The sequence below is a fragment of the Sulfurimonas sp. CVO genome, assembly GCF_009883775.1.
Lineage (GTDB): Bacteria > Campylobacterota > Campylobacteria > Campylobacterales > Sulfurimonadaceae > Sulfurimonas > Sulfurimonas xiamenensis.
This window is the reverse complement of sequence record NZ_CP033720.1, coordinates 805,307-827,604: the sequence shown is the minus strand read 5'-3', so window position 1 is coordinate 827,604 and position 22,298 is coordinate 805,307. Positions and strand designations below refer to the sequence as shown.

15 protein-coding genes are annotated in these 22,298 nt (G+C 36.4%); 4 read left to right on the top strand and 11 right to left on the bottom strand.

The genetic code is table 11. The features are described from left to right. Positions 1 to 4: 4 nt before the first annotated feature. The 11 genes from CVO_RS04200 to CVO_RS04150 form a co-directional block, all read right to left on the bottom strand. Positions 5 to 1,486: a glycogen synthase gene (locus tag CVO_RS04200; protein ID WP_152299414.1), complete on the bottom strand. Its 1,482-nt coding sequence runs from the start codon at positions 1,484 to 1,486 to the stop codon at positions 5 to 7. Continuing rightward, positions 1,479 to 2,312 (bottom strand): ROK family protein, encoded by an 834-nt coding sequence (locus CVO_RS04195; protein WP_159570212.1) that lies wholly within the window; start codon positions 2,310 to 2,312, stop codon positions 1,479 to 1,481. Before CVO_RS04195 ends, CVO_RS04200 begins: the two co-directional genes overlap by 8 nt. Further along, positions 2,312 to 3,706 (bottom strand): glycogen synthase, encoded by a 1,395-nt coding sequence (locus CVO_RS04190; protein WP_159570209.1) that lies wholly within the window; start codon positions 3,704 to 3,706, stop codon positions 2,312 to 2,314. The genes CVO_RS04195 and CVO_RS04190 overlap by 1 nt, the downstream gene beginning before the upstream one ends. Then, on the bottom strand, positions 3,703 to 4,728 hold the full coding sequence (locus CVO_RS04185) for a galactose-1-phosphate uridylyltransferase (protein WP_159570206.1): 1,026 nt from the start codon (positions 4,726 to 4,728) through the stop codon (positions 3,703 to 3,705). Before CVO_RS04185 ends, CVO_RS04190 begins: the two co-directional genes overlap by 4 nt. Next, a complete protein-coding gene (locus CVO_RS04180; RefSeq protein WP_241691010.1) occupies positions 4,721 to 6,754 on the bottom strand; it encodes an alpha-amylase/4-alpha-glucanotransferase domain-containing protein in 2,034 nt (677 codons plus the stop codon). The genes CVO_RS04185 and CVO_RS04180 overlap by 8 nt, the downstream gene beginning before the upstream one ends. 9 nt (positions 6,755 to 6,763) lie before the next feature. Beyond that, positions 6,764 to 8,803, bottom strand: coding sequence for a glycoside hydrolase family 57 protein (locus CVO_RS04175; RefSeq protein ID WP_159570203.1), 2,040 nt, complete (start codon positions 8,801 to 8,803; stop codon positions 6,764 to 6,766). Between the two features lies 1 nt (position 8,804). Further along, positions 8,805 to 11,309: a sugar phosphate nucleotidyltransferase gene (locus tag CVO_RS04170; RefSeq protein WP_159570200.1), complete on the bottom strand. Its 2,505-nt coding sequence runs from the start codon at positions 11,307 to 11,309 to the stop codon at positions 8,805 to 8,807. A gap of 35 nt (positions 11,310 to 11,344) precedes the next feature. After that, positions 11,345 to 12,988, bottom strand: a complete 1,644-nt coding sequence (gene glgP, locus CVO_RS04165; RefSeq protein WP_159570197.1) for an alpha-glucan family phosphorylase — start codon at positions 12,986 to 12,988, stop codon at positions 11,345 to 11,347. 8 nt (positions 12,989 to 12,996) lie between these two features. Next, the gene (locus CVO_RS04160; RefSeq protein ID WP_159570194.1) at positions 12,997 to 14,235 is read right to left on the bottom strand and encodes a glucose-6-phosphate isomerase; all 1,239 of its coding nucleotides are present in this window, start codon (positions 14,233 to 14,235) and stop codon (positions 12,997 to 12,999) included. 66 nt (positions 14,236 to 14,301) lie between these two features. Further along, the gene (locus tag CVO_RS04155) at positions 14,302 to 15,771 is read right to left on the bottom strand and encodes a pyruvate kinase (protein ID WP_159570191.1); all 1,470 of its coding nucleotides are present in this window, start codon (positions 15,769 to 15,771) and stop codon (positions 14,302 to 14,304) included. Continuing rightward, the gene (locus CVO_RS04150) at positions 15,768 to 17,126 is read right to left on the bottom strand and encodes an FAD-dependent oxidoreductase (RefSeq protein ID WP_159570188.1); all 1,359 of its coding nucleotides are present in this window, start codon (positions 17,124 to 17,126) and stop codon (positions 15,768 to 15,770) included. The genes CVO_RS04155 and CVO_RS04150 overlap by 4 nt, the downstream gene beginning before the upstream one ends. A gap of 120 nt (positions 17,127 to 17,246) precedes the next feature. On the opposite strand from CVO_RS04150, the gene zupT reads away from it, so the two are divergent. The 4 genes from zupT (at position 17,247) to CVO_RS04130 (ending at position 22,298) form a co-directional block, all read left to right on the top strand. Then, positions 17,247 to 18,092, top strand: coding sequence for a zinc transporter ZupT (zupT, locus tag CVO_RS04145; protein WP_152299424.1), 846 nt, complete (start codon positions 17,247 to 17,249; stop codon positions 18,090 to 18,092). A gap of 2 nt (positions 18,093 to 18,094) precedes the next feature. Further along, on the top strand, positions 18,095 to 18,583 hold the full coding sequence (locus CVO_RS04140) for a ribonuclease HI (RefSeq protein ID WP_159570185.1): 489 nt from the start codon (positions 18,095 to 18,097) through the stop codon (positions 18,581 to 18,583). Positions 18,584 to 18,663: 80 nt separating this feature from the next. Next, the gene (locus tag CVO_RS04135; protein ID WP_159570182.1) at positions 18,664 to 21,651 is read left to right on the top strand and encodes an Eco57I restriction-modification methylase domain-containing protein; all 2,988 of its coding nucleotides are present in this window, start codon (positions 18,664 to 18,666) and stop codon (positions 21,649 to 21,651) included. Continuing rightward, positions 21,648 to 22,298, top strand: a complete 651-nt coding sequence (locus CVO_RS04130) for a hypothetical protein (protein ID WP_159570179.1) — start codon at positions 21,648 to 21,650, stop codon at positions 22,296 to 22,298. The genes CVO_RS04135 and CVO_RS04130 overlap by 4 nt, the downstream gene beginning before the upstream one ends.

Genomic DNA, 22,298 nt, shown 5'->3' with positions numbered 1-22,298 from the left:
AGCCTTATTGGAGTTTTGAAACTCTCTTTTTGTGTATTGCATATCTGTAAACATCATCGTAGGATTTTGCAGCGTCATCCCATCCAAAATGCATGCACATTGCTCTTTTTTGCATCTCTTGAAATGCTTTTGGATTATTGTAATAAACTCCAACCCCCCACATAATGGTATGATAAAGTGCGTGTGCGCTGGCATATTCAAACTTAAATCCGACTCCGCTTCCTGCTGCTTCATCAAAATTTTCTATCGTATCATCAAGTCCGCCTGTTTTTCGAACAATGGGAAGAGTTCCGTATGCAAGCGAATAGATTTGATTAAGTCCACACGGCTCAAAAAGTGAAGGCATCAAAAAGAGGTCGCATCCCGCTTCTATTTTATGTGCCAAAACATCACTGTAGCCTACATGAAGCCCAAACCTGCCGCTATATTTTGAAGCAATATGGCTAAAAAATCCCTCTGCCCACTTCTCTCCGGTTCCAAGCATCACTATCTGCAAATCCTGCTTTAAGACTCCTTCGATTATTTCGGCAATAAGCTCTATGCCTTTTTGTTTTGCAAATCTGCCGACAAAACCTATAAGCGCAACATCGTCTCTTTGCTCAAGATGAAAATGCTTTTGTATATCTCTTTTACAAAGAAGTTTTCCTTTCATATTTTTAACACTATATTTTGAAGCTATTTTATCATCTTTTTGTGGACTCCACTCATCATAATCCACTCCGTTTAAAATTCCAAAAAGCTTATCTGCATGCGCTCTTATATGACTCTCCAAACCAAACCCGAACTCGCTTGTTTGTATCTCATGGGCATACTTTCTCGATACCGTCGTTATGGCATCGGCATATGCAATACCGCCTTTTAAGAGGTTTATGCGATCCATACTCTCATAAGCCTCAGGATGAAAATGTTCCCATCCGGATTCTAAAATATCCATGGCACCCTTATAAACATTTCCTTGATGTTCAAGGTTATGAAGCGTTAAAACGGTTGCAGCATCACCAAAATCATCTGCAAATCTTGTTTGAGCCAAAAGCGGTATGGCTGCCGTGTGCCAATCATTTGCATGGATAACATCAGGCTTAAAATCTATCATTTTACAAAGCCCAAAAACAGACTTTGAGAAAAAGATAAAGCGGTTATCATTATCCATATAGGCTTCGCCATAGTGATCATATAAACCTCCTCTTCCAAAATACTCCTCATAATCTATAAAGTAGATCATGGCATTGCTATTTGGAAGTTTTGTGCTGTATACACCCGCCCACAATTCACCCATAAAACCCATGGAGACACCCAAAGGACCTTCAATATGAGTTAATTTTGTTTTATCTATAGCATAATACCTCGGCATCACTACTACGACATTGTGTCCCATCTCGCTTAAAGCCCTTGGAAGTGCTCCCGCAACATCAGCCAAACCGCCGGTTTTGGCAAAAGGTGCAACTTCTGAAGCCACAAATAAAATATTGAGATTTTTTTTAATCATTTAAATCCTTTAATAAAAGTGCGCCTAGAAGCGGAGCATTTTTAAGTCTGCTTTTACAAATTTTCACTCCCTCAAGAGAGTTTGAAAGCGCATAATTTTTGATGTTTTTCAATATAAACTCCTCTAAATGAGGATTTGCCTCTATTATACCGCCGCCTAAAACTAAAACCTGCGGATTAAATAGTGTTAGTGTTGTTCCAGCTGCCTTTAAAAGCGCATCATAAAACATCTCTACTATTTCATACTCCTGTGCTTCTGCTAACTCTTTGAGTGAAACGCTGCATGAAAGTTTTTTATACTCTATCCACTTTGCCAAACCAGAACCCGAAGCATAAAGCTCCAGACAGTTGTCTCTGCCGCAACCGCATCTAAAAGGGGCTCTTTGATGTGGGATATGACCTAGCTCTGCAGCTACATTTTTAAAACCACGAACAAGGCGCCCTCTCTCAACAATCCCAACGCCAAGACCTGTTCCAATATAGAGAGCGCAAATATTTTGAGACTCAAACTCTATTGCCTCCGCCAGAGCTGCGCAACTAAGATCATTTTCTATTTGAAGCAAAACAGAGTATTTTGATTCAATTCTCTTTTTAAGCTCATGCTCATCAACTAAAATATTTGGTGAAGATACTATTTTACCATTTTCTACCTGTCCCGCATAGGAGATGCCAATAGTTTTTACATCTTTATATTTTGCTAGCAGCATCTCTATCCAAGCGCAAAGACCTATCTCACCGCTTTTTGCTTCTGCATCGTCAACAAACTTATCTTTACTCCAAATCTCTGCTCTTAAATTTGTTCCGCCGGCGTCAATTGCGAGATTCATTAAAGCACCTTTTTATAGAGCTTATAATAGAGCAAAGCACTCTTTTCAAATGAGAAATCACAATTCATATTAAATGATATCATATCATTAAACTTTTTACTCTCTTTTTTAAGTCTTAGTGCTCTTTTTATGGCCATCAGCAGCGCTTTTTTAGTTGGTTTTGAAAAGAGAAATCCTCTCGCGCATTGCATCTTTTTTTCATGCACACTGTCTGCCAAACCGCCTACTTTATGAACAATAGGAATGGTTCCGTATCGTACGGCTATCATCTGATTTAGTCCGCAAGGCTCATAGAGAGAGGGCATAAGCAAAAAATCTCCTGCCGCATAGATTTGATGAGAGAGCTCCTCTTTGTAGCCTGATAAAAATTTAAAGTTTTTATACTCAGCCTCATAAGATTGAACTCTTTTTTTATAACTCTCCTCTCCATTTGCCAAAAGTACAAAGTTGATATCCTCTTTTAAAAAATCATGGAGTGATTCTAAGAGAAGGTCAAATCCTTTTTGATGTACCATACGGCTAATCATAATAAAAAGAGGCTTTTTAACATCCCTTAGAGCAATCTCTTTTTGAAACTCTTTTTTATTTTTATACTTATTTTTCAAACTATCAGCACCAAAAGGATACCAAAGAGCTTTATCATTTTGCGGATCAAAAACATCGGTATCGATACCGTTCATGATGCCCGTAAGTTTATGCCTGTTTGCCATTAAAAGTCCCTCAAGACCGCAGCCAAACTCTTTTGTCAGTATCTCTTTGGCATATGTGGGGCTTACCGTAGTTATCATATCGCTAAAAATAATTCCGGCTTTTAAAAAATTTACTTTTCCATAAAACTCCAAAGCCTCCATAGTAAAGTATTTCTCCTCTATGCCTATGCGAGAGAGCGAATTTTTTTCAAAAACTCCTTGATAAGCGAGATTATGAATGGTAAAGATTGTCTTTATACCAAGATCTGCTCTTTTGACAAAAAGAGGCACAAGTGCGCTATGCCAGTCATTTGCATGAATAAGCTCTATCTTTAAAATAGTTGCGAGCTTTACAACTGCGGCACTAAAGATGGCAAAACGAATATCATTGTTTGCATATTCGCCGCTCTCATCGCCGTACATCTCTTTTATAGAGCTCAAAAGAGCACAATGCACAAAATAGCTCTTTACTCCTCTATCCAGAGATTCATAAAGTTCTATTTCATACTCTGCGCCGCCAAGTTCCACACTAAAGTTTATTGCTGATTTTTGATAAGCTTTTTTATCCATAAAAGTGTAAAAAGGCATAACGCTCACTATGTCTGTATATTTGCTCAAAACTTGCACAAGAGAGTATGCCACATCAGCCAAACCGCCGCTTTTTGCATGTCCAAATATTTCACTTGCGCAAAAAAGCACTCTCATTTTGCATCCTTTGAATTCAAAAGTGCGGCACACTCTTCTGGAGAGACTGGATTTATCGCCATGTTGGTAGATATTTCAAATCCGCCTAAAGAGTAGATTCTAGGGGTTATTCTTATACTAAAGCGATAGTTTTTATTAAGACAAGACATATAACTCTCATTTTCAAAATTTGGATTTATAGGCGGGATATTAAAGTAGAGATTATAATCAAAATCACCAAGTTGTGTATGCAGTTTGCTAAATACAACTTTTATGCAATCAGCAAGTGATGAGAGATCATCCCTTGAACAATACTCAAGGCTTGCGATATTTTTCTTAGGCGCTATTATCACCTCAAAAGGGTACGCGCTCGCATAAGGGCAAAACGCCCCAAAACTCCCCTTGTCGTAAAGGACCCTCTCTTGCGCCAAAAGTTCATTATAGAGCATATCTTCAATTTTTCCCCTGCCATGTCTTCTGTAGTATCTCATGTTGTGCTTTAAAAAGCTCTGTTCGTTTTGCGGAGTTATGGGAAGTGCTAGTATCTGTGTATGCGGATGTTCTTGTGTGGCTCCCGCGCTAGATCCGTGATTTTTAAAAATGCTAAGATAGATGAGTCTTTTATCTTTTTTGAGATCCTCTATTCTAATGATAATAGTTCGCAGCCAATTCTCAATGCTAGCAACTTCAAGCTTTTGCATTGTACACTCATGGCACACAGAGTCGATAAGTATCTCATGCGCACCTACTCCGGGGATATGCTCAAACATTCCGTCTCTTTGCGAAATATCTTCAAGTTCAATTTGAACAGCTTTATAAAAATTTGGGATCACTCTTGTTTTCCAGCCGACAAAGTCCGCACTATTGTCTCTTAGGGCAAAAATCTCTTTAGGAGTCAAAGACTCATTCCCCTCACAAAAAGGGCATCTGCTCTTTGGGATTTTATGTGTGTTGCTATTTACATGCAGATCAGGTCTGTGAAGTCTCTCCGGAGCTATCAATACATACCTGTTATAAAAACGGTCTCTTCTTATTTCAGACATCACAAACCTCCAGTGATATATTTAGATCCAACGAATTTGAAAACGGTGTATAAATAAGCAGGGATACCTGCTGTGCTATAAGTTCAAAACCCTCCTCGCTCTGCGAGATCGTATCTGCTATGTACGCATAAAGAGTACATTTTTTATCTGTTGTGATTTTGAGATTTTTTTGCGTGTAGTCATCTTTTAGCACTATGTTCTCTACCTCCGTTAAAATAATCCCCTCCTCTACACTATGGGCGTTAATAGAAACTTTATGCGGGTGTGCAAAGTGAAAATTAAACTCCATGCCATAATAAAGCTTATGCGTAAATTGGGTCGCAATATTGAACTTAAGAGCAATTTTTTTAGAAGCAAAACTATATTTTTTAACAAGAGATGTTTCATATTTTTTATCTAAAAATATGCCGCCATCTCTTTTAAATATACTCTCTGCTTCATCAAATTCAAAAGGTTGGTTTGCAAAATCACCGACCTCTTTAAAGTTTGCTCTTTTAAAACTATCAAGCAGAAACTCATCTCTTGAGAAATGATCCACAAACGAATATTTTGGATGCCAGTCGTAGATTAACTTATCTTTTAAGGCGGCATCGACAACCACATCAGCATTATGTATTGTTGCTATTGTATCACTATTTTTCTTTTCAATATGATTGTTTTTAGGAGGATTTAAAATTTTTTCATGATATGCTTCATAACGGCGCATAAGAGTGTTTTGCCAATTAAAAAGCTTCTCTAGCGAACCAAATTCTACAAGAGAGCCGCCATACTTTGATGAAAAAACAAGACTTAAATCTTTGGTTAAAACCTTTAACTCTTTGTATCCGTCCATATCGATATCTTCAAAAACCATTTTGATTTTTTTTGTAGCAAGCGAAGCTTCAATCTCTAAGAGATATTTATAGGCATTATCGCGTAAATTGGGAAGGTAGATTCCGCCAAAGAGACCATGCCAAAAAACATCATTTGTTTGAAGCTTATAAAGAGAGTCCAAAATATTTTTCTTCAGTCTCTCTTGATGCAATGAGTGCCGCAGCATTCTTTTATGAATATGGTTGGACTCATGGTATTTGAGAAAAAAGTTTTTCCAAATACCGCCTTTGATAAACGCCACTCCAGTACTTTGAAAATATTTTTCCCCAATCCTTTGTTTAAGTCTCTCAAGAGCTTGCGCTTGCACGGCGCCCAAACTCCACTCACCCATCTCAAAGTACGATGTATTGCTTAAATATGCTAATCCCTTTGAGTGATGTGTTTGAAGATACTCTTTGTAGTGCATGGTGGCAATTCTCTCATCTTTTACAACAGCCTTAACAAATCTCTCAAGCCACTTCTTCTCATAAACCCACTCATGTGTTTTTGGCCAGAGTCCAAACTTTTCCATATCATCAAAAATAACAGCTGCACTGTTTTTATTTTGCGCACACTTTAGAATCTCCTCTATTGCGCGCTCTATGTTAAAAAATGGAAGTGCGTAGCGAAGAGAGGATGAGATGGGAAAGAGTGCTATCTTCTCTCCCCCCTTTTCGCTCTCATAATATCCGTCCATTGCATTTGCATCAAAACCGTTGCTTAAAAAATGGTAATCATCCACGACGACATACTCTAGGCCACACGCTTTTAAATCCTCTATGACGGAGGCCTCCCACACCCTCTCTGTAAGCCAAGATCCCTTGGGGGTTGCTTTGAGATTTTTTTGCAGATAGAGGTTGAGTTTCTCTATCTGTGCTTTTGCATCTTTGGAAGAGATGGAGCTTAAAACAGGCTCATAATATCCGCCTCCGACCCACTCGATAGAGCCTTTGTTTGTTAAATACTCTATGTTTGAGAAGAGTTTTGGATATTTTGTTTTTATCTCACTTAAGAGCCATCCGCTTGAGTGAAGCGCAAACTTAAACTCCGGATACTTTCTCATAGTCTCAAAAAAAGGAGCGTAACAGAGCTCTACAGATCTATCAACAGCATCACTGAAATTATCGACAGGTTGATGCATATGTACGCCAAAAAGCAAATTTATTTTTTTCAAGCCACTCTCCTAAACAAACCATCTATCGCTAAAATCACTCTGTGTATCAATTTCAAGCATTCCAAAACCGGGTAAAACCTGTATAACCATATCATCTTTTGATAATTCAAAACGAAAATAGAGTTTTTGCTTTTTGATAGCATTTTTAGCTATCTTGATCTCTACCCAATCTTCATATGCAACTTCATACGCTATGGTGCTCTTTTTGCTTTTATACTCTTTTTTACCCTCAAAATCAAATGATACCTCTTCATCAAAACCGATTGGATCGATGATTGTACGAAGCGTAAAATCAAAATTTTTAATTTCATCCATATCTGCTTCAAAAGCAAAATAGATATTTTCAAAATCCTGTCCATAAAGCATCTTTTTAATGGGTCCTCTTTTTCTGTCCATAGTTGCATAAAATTTGCTTTCATAAACGACGCCGCACCCTATCCAGTCAAAAAAGGAGTCGTTTTTTCCGTTGATGTGAGGAGATATATGCGATTGCGGATAGATCCAAAAATCTTTGGAACTTCTTTTTTGAATGATGGGCTCAAAAAAATCAAAAGGAGGCTCTATTTGCATAAGGTTGTATATGCAGATAAGATGGGATCTAAAAAGCGCATCATATTCAAGACCAAATTCCGTATAGTGGTCATCTCCGTACCACCAAAACCAGTCAGAAGATTCTGCGGCTAAAAAATGCTCAGTTATTTTGGCATTTAGCGCATCATCAAAAGACTCTTTATGGTGCTCATAATCTCTTTTTGTTATAAAGATAAGCTCCCATGCACGATTTTTTTCTCTCTGGCCAATCCATGTGTCAAGTTTACCGCCTATCCAGCTTCCGGCTGCCAGTTTATTCAATTTTTTTCTTGGAAGTTTCTTTATATCTTCTATATGCAGAGTATTTAACCATGCAGTACTGTTTATACTTTTATACAACTCATCAAAAAAATAAAAAGCGTTGTTTTCATAAAATTCCCATGCATTTTCACCATCTAAAATAACAAAAGCAGTAGCGCTCTTGTCTGTTTTATCTATCAAAAGCAGAGAAGAGATAAAATCTTTTACGGCTATTTTTGCCTCCCAAAACCTATAGGTAAAACCTATTAAATCACTAAGCTGATGGTCCCTGAAACAGATGCACATACCATTGCAATCATAAGGAGTGTAAAGAGCTGCTCTCTTTTTTGAACTAATAGAACGAAAAAGAATATCTTCATCCGTTGCAATCCACTCTGCCCCGTAATCATAGAGCAGCGCTGCGCTCTTCTCATCCACTGCACCCTCGGCGGGCCAAAAACCATCGGGTAAAAATCCAAAAGTCTTTACAAAAAGATCTTTGGCTTTTTGAATATGCAAAACGGCATCCTCTTTTAAAGAGATACTGTACTCTGGAGTATTTGTTGAAGGATTTGCAGCTATAGCGCTTTGCACATCAAGCAAAAGAGGCAAGATAGGATGATTTAGCGGAGTTGTGCAAAGAGATAGAGTATCTCTCTTTTTTAATTCAATATAATAATCAAAAATTCCCGATATAAACTCTCTCAACTCTTCAAGCAAAGAGAGTTTGTCTTCATAGGTATAACCTCTCTGTTTTGCAAGAAGATCTTTTACCACTTTGCTGTTTGTTCTTAAATAAACACCGCACCATGAGAGTATAAAAAGAACCTGCAAATCAAAAAACTCACCATCTTCATAACTCTCTTTTTTATAAAGTCTGCTATATGATTCTATAGAAGCGGCCATAGTTTCATAGGGAACGCTTTTACAAATCTTTATCATCCATTTGTAATTTTGCATATCTAAAGAGCTCTGATCTTGCAGCCAGAGATTCAAAAACTTATCACTCTTTTGCGGATTTTCATAGTAGAGCTTCAACTGCAAAATAAGAGAGGGAGTTATATTGAAAGTGGCTTTTAAACCGCTATGTCTTGAGATCATCCATGGCATATCGTAATAATCTTTTATGGCATGCAAAAATACCCAAGGCATCTGCATCACACCAGATTCATCTCTATAATCAGGCTGATGCATATGCCATATAAAAGCTAAATTCATACTACTTCTCTTTTGACCATATTTCAATTTTTTGCGTATAGCTCTTTAGCAGCGCCTCTGCTCCCTCTTTAGTGCTTGCTTGTATATAGAAATTGAGATGATCGCTGTACTGATCAGGAATCATCAGTATCCAGTCGGTCTCATTTTCCCAAATTTTTACACCATCTTCAGATGATGATCTTTTACCTTTGGTATCTTCTAAAAACTTTCGCATCATTTTGCCTTTTAGGGCTTGCGAACACTCAATCTTTTCTTGCATATAGCAAAAATCATCAATTTTTCTAGATATTTCAGAGAGTTTATATTGACTAAAACTAAGCATCTCCATAATCTTTAAACTTGCATATATGGCATCTCTGAATACGCCAAACTCGGTAAAAGCGAAATTGCCGTCAACTGTTGCTATTAATGAGTACTCTCTAAGTTTTTGGGCTTTAAAATCAGAATATTTTCCTCTTTGAATATCAAGATTTTCAAATTTAAATATGTCGGGAGCCCATGTCGGTAAAATGACTTTTTTTCTCGTCTGTGATGCATGCATATTTAGCAAATAGAGAACTACTAAAAGTCCTTTTACCATATCTAAAATCTCACCTTCGTCAGTCACGAGATAGATGCGCTGTGCATTTGGATAGATCATAATCCCGATATCACAACCAAGACTTGATACTATTTTTGAGAGATTCTCCTCAGAGCGTTTTTTAAGTGCATTGAAATTAGACAACTTTTGCTCATCATAATTAGCATTTAGCACTATATTTTCTACACCAATTTCATTTAAGATTATTGAAAAAACATCACCCGTTGACCCATGCATCAAATCAAGAACAACCTTAAATCTATTGGATTTTATTATGGTTTGATCTATTTTGCTCTTAATGGCAGCTTTATAACTATAACACTCTTTAAAGTACATTGTCTCTTCAATCTCTCCAATGCGTAAAAAATCCACCCTTCGAAATTTTTCTGTAAAAAATGTTTTTTCAATGCTTTTTGCGCTGTTTTGATCTATGCGGATAGCTTCTTCGTTAAAGAGTGTAATTTGAGAATTTGCAGAGTGAAAAACATCCTGTTTAAAGTGTGCTCCGCCAACTAAATCAGGATTTTTCGCAATAGTATATCTTAAAATAGACGGTGCTATGCTTCTTAGATCCAGTACATTAATTCCGGCAGATAAAAGTCCTCCCAAAAATGCTCTTTTTAACATTCTTGAACTTTTATCATGGTCTCTTCCAACTGCTACTTTTGCTCCTACAGGAAGCTGCGCTGCAAATGCTTCTGCCAATTTCGTAGCCATCTCGCAGGAGAGTTCAACATTGCTTTTGCCTGTTACTGTTCCATTTTCAAAGATAGAGTTTTTGTATCTGCTTCCAAAAACAAGATTATGACTTATTATTGAAGCAGCTTCAATCTTTTTATTGGGCCAAATAATTACATCATGTTCAAAGGAGGCAAGTTCTCCGACTTCACACCCTTCTGAGAGAATAAGTCCGGCTTTTGCGGTTACATTTTTATCAATTGAATTATTATTACAGATAACAGCATTATCAAGTTTTATATTTTTTTTCATCTTGACATCTTCCCAAATAACGCTATTTGAGATACTGCATCCGTTTCCGATGGATACATTGTCACCGATAACTGAATTACTAAGTTTTACATCATCTTTTATCTTTACATGTTTACCAAGGACAACAGTCCCTAAAATTTTAACAGAGGAGTTTAGATTGTACTCTTCATCACTGTATAAAATGCCCTCTGCATATTTTTTAACAATGCCGTTAAATTTAAAAGCGACTCTTTCGTTTAAGATATCATCATATACTTCACGGTAACTCTCAGGGTTTCCTACATCTCTCCAATACCCCTCAAGATTATATCCCATCAAATCCACTCCCTTTTTCATAAGCAAAGGGAAAAGATCTTTTGCAAAGTCAAAATTTTCTCCTTGCGGGATATACTCCAATATCTCAGGTTCAATAACATAGATGCCTGTATTTATCGTATCGCTAAAAACTTCGCCCCAGCTTGGTTTTTCTAAAAATTTCTCTATGACATTATCTTCATTTGCTATAACTACACCAAATTGAAGCGGGTTTTCAACAGAAGTGAGCCCTATGGAGAGTTTTGCTTTTCTTTGCTTATGAAACTCAAATATTTTTTCAAAATTAAAATCAGTAACCAAATCACCGCTTATAACGATAAAATTCTCATCTCCGATATACTCCTCGGCCAGTTTTACAGCCCCCGCTGTTCCATAGTCATCATCAGGAACGACATAGGTTATTTTGATTCCAAACTCACTTCCGTCGCCAAAATAGTTTTGAATAATTTCAGGTTTAAAATAGAGCAGAACAATAAACTCTGAAATCCCAAGATCTCTTAGCATTATCATAGTGTGTTCCATCATAGGTCTATTGACTATAGGCAACATCGGTTTTGGTCTTGAATGTGTTAAAGGTTGGATTCTTGTTCCAAATCCACCTGCCATTACTACTGCTTTCATAACTACCTCTCTATTGATTTTATAAAATTTCTCTACTACAAATTAAACATTTTTTCATAATATTCTGTCGCCATGCGAGCAGAATCAAACTCGATTTCTATATCGCTCATAGCACTCTTCATAATATTTACCCACTCATGAGGGTTGTCATAATAAATAGGAATAATGCTGTTTTCTAAAATATCCATCATATTTTTATTATCAAGTCTGTCTTGTTCAAAAAATGGCAATTCATAATCAATCGGAGTAATTGTAAAAGCATTTTTACCATCTTTTGCAAACTCTGGGTGCCAGCCGTCATGAATGGAAAAATGAATGGAGCCGTTCATACTTGCAGTCATTCCGCTTGTTCCGCTTGCTTCACGAGTAATTCTTGGTGTATTGAGCCAAACATCACTTCCCTGTTTTAAAAGTTTTGAGAGAGTAAGTTCATAACCGACTAAAACTGCCATATTTTTAAATTTATGGCTTATATGGACCAGTTCATTAAATATATCAATAGCTCCGGTATCAGTGGGATAAGGTTTTCCTGCCCAAATAACCTGAATAGGTCTTTGTGTATTTGTCATAAGTTTTACAAATCTCTCATAGTCATATTTAAGCAATCCCGGTCTTTTATATTCTGCAAATCTTCTTGCCCAGACAATTGTCAAAACTTCAGGATCAAACATTTTTCCCGTTTGATCCGCTACCGTATCAAAAAGCACTTTTTTTAAGTGTTTTTTTCGGGCAAGCAGCTCATAATCTTCGTGTTCATCTAGTGCGCGAATAAGCGTTTTATCTGTCCAGTACTTTTTATTTTGCGCATTGGTTATAGAGATGATTTCACATCGATCCTCAACATCCCTCCACATCTCATTTGCAACAATACCATGTATTTTTGAAACACCGTTTGCTATCTTAGCACCCTTAAGAGCGCCTATAGTAAGACTAAAATTATCGCTCTTTTTGCAACCGCTTATATTTCTGGCTGTATTGAGATCCAAACCGTTGAAAAATCCCATCTCATATAAAAAGTTTATATTGTGAACCTCATTACCCGCGGTTTCGGGCGTATGGGTTGTAAATACAACATGTTTTTTTACCGTTTCTATATCACCAAATCTATTATAAAGCTCATAAATAAGCGGGAGGGCATGTCCCTCATTCATATGATAAATATCTACTTTATGATTAATCGCCTCAAGCATTTTTGCGCCTCCAATACCCAAAACAATCTCTTGCGCCACTCTTGTTTTCTCGTTTGCATCATAAAGTTTGTGTGTAATAGTTCTAGAGAGGTAATCATTTTCATAAATATCGGTAGAGAGCAAAATTATAGGAGCGGTACCAAAAACATCGCAGCGAAGCAAAAAACCCTTTATCATTACATCTTTATTGTCGACCTTTACGCTCACTTTTACATCGAGTTCTTCTAAAAAATAGTAAAATTTTCTTGTGTAGTGAGGCTTGAGGGTTCTATCTTCATTACGAAGTTGGTCATAGTAGCCAAAACTCCATAAAAGCCCTACTCCAACAACATTTTGCTTTAAGTCGTAAACACTTCTCATATGTGAACCTGCTAAAAAACCAAGTCCTCCCGAGTAGATTTTTAGCGACTGATCAACTGCAAACTCCATAGAAAAATAAGCAACACTTTTTTTAAATTTTTCATTTATATCATATGAAAACAGATTCATTTTTTTCCTTATACTTTTTTTGATAAATTACTATAAAGTATCTTTTTACCATACTCAACGCCATTTTGATTATATGTATCTATTTTAAGCATAGAACCTACAAGCGAGGTAAGCAGTTCAAAATATATAATAAGTATACCTATATTCTCTTCATTTATAATATCAAGTTTTATAAAATCGGTATTTATGCCAAACTCTTCAACACTCTGCATCACAGCTTTGCATTGTGCATTTATCAACTCTGAGAAATTTTTGCCATTTACAAAATTTGTTTTTTCTATATACTCCAAGGTAATATCTGCGATGGCAATATCATCTTGAAAATTTTCAACGGCTATAAAAGTTAAAGTTTTATCTCTTGTGCCTTCGATTATAAGCTGTAAAAACGAGTGCTGATCCGTTGCACCGATAATTCCAATGGGAGTTAGCCCAACATGTTCGCCATTAACATCAATCTTGCCCAGAGATTCGCCCCACAGCTGAACATACCATTTGTTAAAATTCTCTAAAGAGTCTGCATATGAGAATAAAACATTAATGCTTAAACTTTTCGAATTTTTATAAAAAAAGTATGCTTTTTCTAAAAGATGTTTCTCTTTTTTGTCAAAAAATCGTTCTATAAAATTTGCAGCTCCTCGCAAAATAGCTTCTACATCATAACCTGCAAAATGAAGCACTACAACACCAACGGCACTCAGTACAGAAAAACGCCCTCCCACATTATGCGGAATATAAAATGTCTTAAGCTTATGGTGCAATGCAAATTTACTCAAATCAGAATTGTTATCTGTAATGGCAAAAACACGATGATTGTCTTTTACATCCAAATCAAGCGCAAAGTGATGAAGAAGTGTTTTAAAAATAGAAGTTGTCTCAATAGTTGAACCTGATTTAGAGATAATAAAAAAAGCTGCTTCAGCAGGGCGTATTTTTTGTATTTGAGAGAGAATTGTCAAGGGATCTGAGTTTTCAAAAAACAGAATCTCTTTTGCAGCTTTATTTACAGGACGAAGCATGGAGTCTATGGCTTTAATGCCAAGTGATGAACCACCGATACCGATAACAACTATCTGACTAAACCTGCTGGTATCTATATCTTTGGCATCCTCTAAAACTTCAAGTGATCTTCTGGGAAGTTTATAATACCCCACCTTCTCACTCTGCATCTCCTCTTGCAGCGATAAAAAAGCTCTCTGAACTACATTATTGGGAGCAGATGCCTCAAAATTATTTAAAAAAGTTATCATTTTTTCTACCTTGATTTTTATAATACTATCAATATTATGTGAAACAAAAGTGAAACATAGAACACTCTATTTCCATTCAAAACTATGGTTGTAAAGTAGTTTGTTTTTACGAAAAACCATATCCATCTGCAGAAGAATTGTCCTAAGAATCTTAATCGTCTCAAGAGCATATTCCCCTTTATTGAGCATAACACATTCAGCTTTATGGGCAAATGAAACATCAGAGATCTCAGCACGACTCGGAAGATTTGTTTTCATCTTGCTCTCGAGTACTTGAGTTGCAAGTATTACAGGAATATGCGCAGCAGTGCAAAGATCAAGAATCTCCTCTTGTATATATGCCAAATTCTCAAACCCGATCTCTATAGCAAGATCACCTCGTGCTATCATAATGGCTGCACGCTCATACTCTATAAGGGCTTCAAGAATTGAGGGGAGATTTTGCACCCCTTTTTTTGTCTCTATTTTAGCAACAATTCCAATTTTGTCTTTTTTGCCCAACCGTTCAAGCTCTTCTATAAGCATTCGAACATCATCTGCACCTTGCACAAAAGATATTCCTATGATATCTGCATATTCACAAATAAAAGGGAGTATCTCTTTGTCATGTTCGCTTATTGCAGCAAGAGAAATATCGCTGTTTGGGAGATTGATCCCCTTCTCATCTTTTATTTTACTGCCTTTTTTACTGTTTGTAAGAACGCGGCACACAATATCTTCACCCTTTATCTCTTCTACGACCATCTGGATTTTTCCATCATCGATAAAAACATGATCCCCAACAGAAGTGATACTGCCGAGTTTTTCAAGCGTGCAGCCAATTGTGGCGCTGTAGCGATTGTTTTTGTCATGAAATAGGCGTGAGAGAGATGACTGGATAAAAACATATTCATTATAAAATACTTTTATTTTTTTATCTCTATCCGCCTCTCTTAAAGAGGTTCTTATTTTGGGTCCTGCAAGATCTACATATACTTTAAGCTCTTTATCTTCTGATTGAGCATTTTTGATTGATTTTGCCATATCTTTCCATGCTTTAGGATTATCATGCGCGGTATTAATACGAAAAAGATGCACTCCCTCGCGTGAGAGGTTGCTAAAGTAATCCTTATCTTCCTCATAGTTTGAATCAACAGTAATCATAATTTTTGTTTTGTCATCTGAATTAGAAAAAAGTGTAGCATTTTTATCCATAATTGCATGCGAATCTTCATAGCTCATATATGCATCGCCAAGTTCAAGTTCACGATCGAGTGCAAGAGAGAGCATTCTTAGTGCGACAATAACACTTGCTTCTATATGCGCTTGTGAACGACCAAAAGAGGAGAGACCCACTCTTGTCAAGTTGTCTTGAAGCAGTGAGTAGTCATATTTTCTAAGGTTGAGATACTGCTTCATATTTAATAGAGAAACATTTTTTATTTGCGGATCTATACCATGGTTAAGTTTCTCTTTAAGCTCAAGCAGGTTCTCAAGCAACTCTGATAAAAAAGCCTGATTTAAACCATTTTTATATTTTGTCTGCGCTGTATTCATTGGAATCTTGCTTGAATAATCTGCTCTGCAGCTTTGATAATCGGATATGTAGTCGGAGCGGCTGTAAGTAGTGGCTGCGTTGCGACCTGCAAAGAGACAAGATGGTGGGCGCTTAGCTCTGTTTCAATTGCCAAGCCGATGATATTAATCACCTCTCCAGCCTCTTTATCTCCTATGACTTGTCCTCCAATAATCTGACCGCTGCTTCTAATAGCTATAAGTTTGACCGATTGTTTTGAAGCATCAGGAATGGTTCCGGGATGACGATTGAGCCCTTGGAAATACCCTACTGTATAATCAATATTCTCTTTTTTAGCACGATCTTCAGTAACTCCCGCGCTTGCAAATGCCCGATTGCCAATCATTGTTGAAAAAATAGCAATAGTGCCGTTAAACCCTTTGAGATATTGAAGTCCGTAAAGCGAGCTTCCTGCTACTCTGGCTTCAGATGCAGATGTGGAAGCAAGCATCACCTTGGAAGGATCGCGGGTGATAAAATCTCGACGGCCGCAGCAGTCGCCAACGGCGAATATATCCTTATTTTTGGTGCGCATATACTCATCCACCCATATTCCGCCATAATGAGCAAGTTTTAATCCGGCATTTTTTGCAAGCTGCGTATTTGGCTGGTATCCCGTAGCTAAAATAATAACATCACCCTCTATGCGGCTTCCGTCACAAAGTTCTACACCCTCTGCCAAACTCCCGGATTGTACGATGCGAGACACATATTGCCCCAAAACAAGTTCAATCCCCATCTTTTGCATAATCTCTTGCGCCTCAATTGCCATAGCAACATCAAAAGAACCTGCCAAGATATGTCTTCCTCCGATAATAGTTACATCTTTGCCTATTGAGCGCAGTTCTGTTGCCATCTCTACGCCGATAAATCCGGTACCTATAATAATAACCTTTTGCTTATCTTCAAGATAATCTTTTAATTGATCAATTTTTTCTTTGCATTTTTGGATTGTAAAAACATTTTTTAGATGCAAGGCATCCTCAAAACTTTTGTGAACAAAAGGAGTAGAACCGGTAGCAAAAACAAGTTTATCAAATGTAATTTTATGACTGTTTGCATAGAGTGTTTTAGATTCAATATCGACAGAAGTTGCCGTATCGGTGATAATAGTAGTCTTTTCTGCCACCGCTGGCGAAAAAGGCATAATATTTTTACTGCTCTGTGCGAGTGTTTTGCCAAAAATATAGGGAATCCCGCAAGGAACAAGAGATATCTCATCCTCTTTAATAAGAGTGATTTTTTTATCAGGATAATTTTGCAAAGCGGTAGAGACTGTAACTAGAGCAGCGGGTCCACCTCCTAAAACCAATATATCTGTGTCAATAAGCTTCATATCTTTTCCTTGTCTGTTTTTAATGTATTCGCATAAGTGTACATCAATAAAATTACAATTAAGTAACTTAAACTTAAATATTAAAGTAGCAATTTATTTTTAAAATCATATAATCTCGCCATGCAGGATTTATCACTTGAAACTTTTTTATTTGCTTTTGCTCTGACTCTATTTGCAGGGCTTTCTACATCAATCGGTGCCGTTTTGGCATTCTTTTCAAAAAGCAAAAACTATACTATTTTATCCATAGGGATGGGATTTTCCGCAGGTGTGATGATCTATGTCTCTTTTATGGAAATTTTAAATAAATCCAAAGACTCATTTACAGAACTCTACTCAAGTGAAATAACAGGAGAATCTTTGACTCTTTTGTGTTTTTTTGCCGGTATTGCTCTTAGCGCATTTATAGATAAAATGATTCCCGAAGATGTAAATCCACATGAGACAAGAAGCAATAGTGAACTTCTAGAGCTAAAACCGGAAGCTGAAAATTTTGTTTTACGAAATTCTAAACTTAAAAGAACTGGGATTTTTACAGCACTCGCCATAGGTATACACAACTTTCCGGAGGGTTTTGCTACTTTTGTATCAGCGCTTGAGAGCCCAAGCATAGGTATTACCATAGCATTTGCGATTGCGATTCACAATATACCTGAGGGCATGGCGGTATCTCTGCCTATATATCATGCAACAGGCAATAAAAAAAGCGCATTTTGGTATGCGACTCTCTCAGGCTTAGCAGAACCAATAGGTGCGCTTGTAGGCTTTTTTCTGCTTTTTCCTTTTATGGGAGAAGCTACACTTGGCATAACTTTTGCAATGGTTGCCGGAATAATGATTTACATATCTTTTGATGAACTTCTGCCTGCTGCAAGAGTCTATGGAAATGCACATACAACGATTGGAGGGATAACTCTTGGTATGCTGGTTATGGCAATAAGTCTCATTGGGTTTAAACTGGTATAGTTATGTATGTCGATATAAATAAGCCTACCCTCTTCCTCTTTACCGATGCCAGTGTTGATCCTCAAACAAAAGTTGGTTATGGTGCATACCTGCTTTTAGGCGAATTTGAGCTTGAAGCACCTCTTGAAAAATTAAAAATCAAAGTTAAAAGATTTAAAGAGACAAACTCTTCAAAGTTAGAGCTTGAGACATTTTTGTGGGCTCTGCAGAAACTGCCGACAAAAAACTCCAAGATAATAGTCTATACAGACTGTCAAAATATTATCAATCTAAGAAACAGAGAAGAGAAGATCAAAAAAAACCACTACATGACAAGAAGAGGCACGCTCATAAAAAACCACGCACTTTACAGAAAGTTTTATGAGCTCACAGACCTTTATGAGTGTGATTTCATCAAAGTAAAAGGACACAAAAAGAGCGAAGACAAAGATGAAATAGACAAGTACTTCACTCTAGTAGACAGAGCGGCAAGAGAGGCGCTTAGAAGTTAAAAACCAGAATAAAAACAAGAGTTTAATTCAGTTTTTGCTAAACTCTTTTTTATGCAATTTTTAGCAAGGAAAAACATCTTATGCCGATATTTTTAAATTCAGTCCTAAAAACCTACAATCAAGATGAAGCTCTTATAGCCCAAAGATGGGCAAAGTTTCAAAACTTTTTGGCAAAAGTGGAGTTTGTAAAAAGCGTCAAAGAGGAGAAATACCAAGACGGCTTCTTGCATGACATCTTTGAAGAGTGCTTAGGCTATACGCTTGACAACACAAACCCGCAAGAGTTCAATCTTGAGCGGGAAAAGAAGAATGAAACGGACTCTAAAAAAGCAGACGGCGTCATCTATGTATATGGCGAAGTTATCGGCATAGTGGAGCTAAAAGACCAAAAAAGTAAAAATCTAGATGCCATTGAAGCGCAAGCATTTAACTACCACAACTCACACTCAAACTCAAAATACATCATCATCTCAAACTTTAACGAGCTGAGATTTTACATAGACAAAAAAACCGCTTACGAAAAGTTTGACCTCTTTTACCTCACTTACGATGAGTTTAAAAAACTTCATCTTCTGCTAAGTTACGAGAGCATAAAAGAGGGCTTGCCGCTCAAACTAAAAGAGAAATCGGCAAACTTTGAACTCCAAATTTCTAAAGAACTGTACAAAGACTTCTCGCTCTTTAGAACACATCTTTTTGAAAATATAGTCAAAAACAACTCTCTTGACAAATCCACTCTCCTCCGCCTTACCCAAAAACTCTGCGACCGCATTATATTTATGCTCTTTGCAGAAGACAGAGGACTGCTGAGACACAACACCATCAAAGAGATACGAGAGGAGTTTAGAGCTCAAAAATTTACCTCTTACACACTTTACGACATCTATAAGTTCTACTTTAACGCCATAAACGAGGGAAATAAAAAGCTTGGCATCCCAAAATACAACGGCGGACTTTTTGCAAAAGATGAGCTTCTAGACACTCTCATCATAGATGACGAATACCTTGACATGAAAGCGCAAAAACTAAGCGACTACGACTTTATGAGCGATGTAGGCGTAAATATACTCGGACATATATTTGAGCAGTCACTTACAGACTTGGAGGAGCTTCAGGCAAACATAGAGCATACCGACTTTGACAAGAAAAAATCCAAACGCAAAAAAGACGGCGTCTTCTACACCCCTGAGTACATCACCCGCTACATAGTCGATAACACTCTGGGCAAGCTCTGCCATGAGAAGAAAGAGGAGCTGCAAATCGGCGGCGAGACTTTAATACCATCAAATACGAAAAAACTCAAAAAAGCAGAACAGACACATAAACAAAATATCCTTACCTACCGCGAGTGGCTCACAAACCTAAAAATACTAGACCCCGCATGCGGAAGCGGAGCATTTCTAAACCAAGCATTAGAGTTTCTCATAAACGAACACACTCTCGTGCGAGATATGCTTCTGTCTTTTGAGGACTTAACACTCGGCTACGAGATAGAAAAAGAGATACTAGAACACAACCTCTACGGCGTAGACATCAACGAAGACGCGGTTGAGATAGCAAAACTCTCACTCTGGCTTAGAACGGCTCATAAGGGAAGAGAGCTTACAAAGCTGGCGGATAAGATAAAGTGCGGCAACTCGCTTATAGATGATAAAACAGTAGCCGACAATGCTTTTGTGTGGGAAGAGGAGTTTCCAGAAGTTTTTGCAAAAGGTGGCTTTGATGTTGTGATTGGAAATCCGCCGTATATAACATTTGCTTTAGGAAAAAAACAAGAATTCGAAAATGATGATATTCAATTTTATAAAGACAGATTTCCTTTATCTTCTGTTTATAAAGTCAGTTCATATTTAATTTTTATAGAAAAGTCTTTAGAACTCATATCTAAGAATGGGTTGCTCTCATTTATTATCCCTAATGCAATTTATACAAATTATTTTTATGCAAATTTTCGACAACACTTGATTGATACTTGTTCCATTCACAGTTTGCTTAACTTAGAATATGAAGTTTTTGATGATGCAGATACAGGAGGTTCCGCAATTTTTATTATTGGGAAAAATAATACTTTTAAAACAAAGCTTTTATCTGTAAAAAATGAACAACAATATACAAATCCTTATGTGTTTGAAATAGAACAAAAAGAATTTAAAAAAATTCCTGATAATAAATTTTTGTTTTCTGACAATCTTATTTCTCTCTGGAATAAATCTTTTAAAAATTCAATATCACTTGGAAGCGATAATTTTCAATTTTATAATGGCATTAAAACAGGCAATAATGCAAAATTCTTATCTGAAAATAAAATTGATGAAAGATACAAAGCAATTATCCGAGGACGGGATTTTTACAAATACACAACATTAAAAAATGAAATTTATGTTTTATTTGACCCAGAACAACTTTGGAGTAATACAAATGAATCAATGTACACAGTCAATGAAAAACTTATTTTTAGACAGACATCAGATCATTTGGTTGTGGCATATGATAATCAACAATATTTTACTATGGATACAACGCATATTTTATTTGACAAAGTAAATATTTTTAATCATAAATATTTATTGGTAATTTTAAATTCAAAATTATTAAATTTCCTATATCAAATTATAGTTCCTGAAGTTGGAAAAGCTTTTTCTGAAGTTAAGGGAGTAAATTTAAAACAATTACCAGTTAAAGAAATAACTTTAGAACAACAAGCACCATTTATTGAAAAAGCCGACAAAATGCTCGCACTAAACAAAAAACTCCAAGAGACAAAACAAAACTTCACAAATGAGCTGGGATTAGAAAAACTGACAAAGAAACTGCAAAATTTTGAGGAGCTGGAGTTTGAGGAGTTTATAAAAGAGTACGCAAAAGCAAAGAAACTAAAATTTGCCGACAAACTTCATGAGCGCAACTTCAAACAAGAGTGGCAAGCCATTTTTGAGAACGACAAAATTTTAACATGTAGATTAAAAGATGAGATAGCCAAAACCGACAAAGAGATAGACAAAATGGTCTATAAACTCTACGACTTGAGCGAAGATGAGATTAAGATTGTGGAGAATTCCAACTCATGACATTGGATAGAAAACAGCTATATACTTTAATAGAAGAAAAACACGGCAAAAAGATTTGTGAAATGGCCAAAGAAAGCATAAACTCTTTGGTTAAAAGGCGAGAGTTTGCTAGTTTCCATTTTAATGAATATAGAAAAATTCTAGATAGCAAAGACACAATTTCCAAAAAAATAGATTTAATTTTTGACGATTATGCAGATAACCTAAAAATAGAAGCAAATGTTATTGCATGTATGCAAAATATGCATTCAGCATTTGACATTTTAGGACATGTTATTTATTACGCTTTTAATTTGGGAGCAAGTGAGAAAACCAAGATACTAGAAAATAAAATTTATATAAAAAGCATTAGGGGAAAGCTAGAAGACGAACAATTAAAAAATCTATTAAAAGCGCTGATTGAACACGACGACTACAAATATTTAGAAGCGATTGTAAATCATTCAAAGCATCGCTATTTAATTAATCATGACCTTACTATTGCAGGCAACACCGCAACTTATTTTTTTGATTCATTCAAATATGGAGAAAAGTATTATGAAAAATGTGTGGTTAATGATTTTATTGAGAGAGAATACAACAGAGAAGTACGATTAATAATGCAAATAGAAAATGAGTTGATAAATATTTTAGAAGCGGTGGTATAA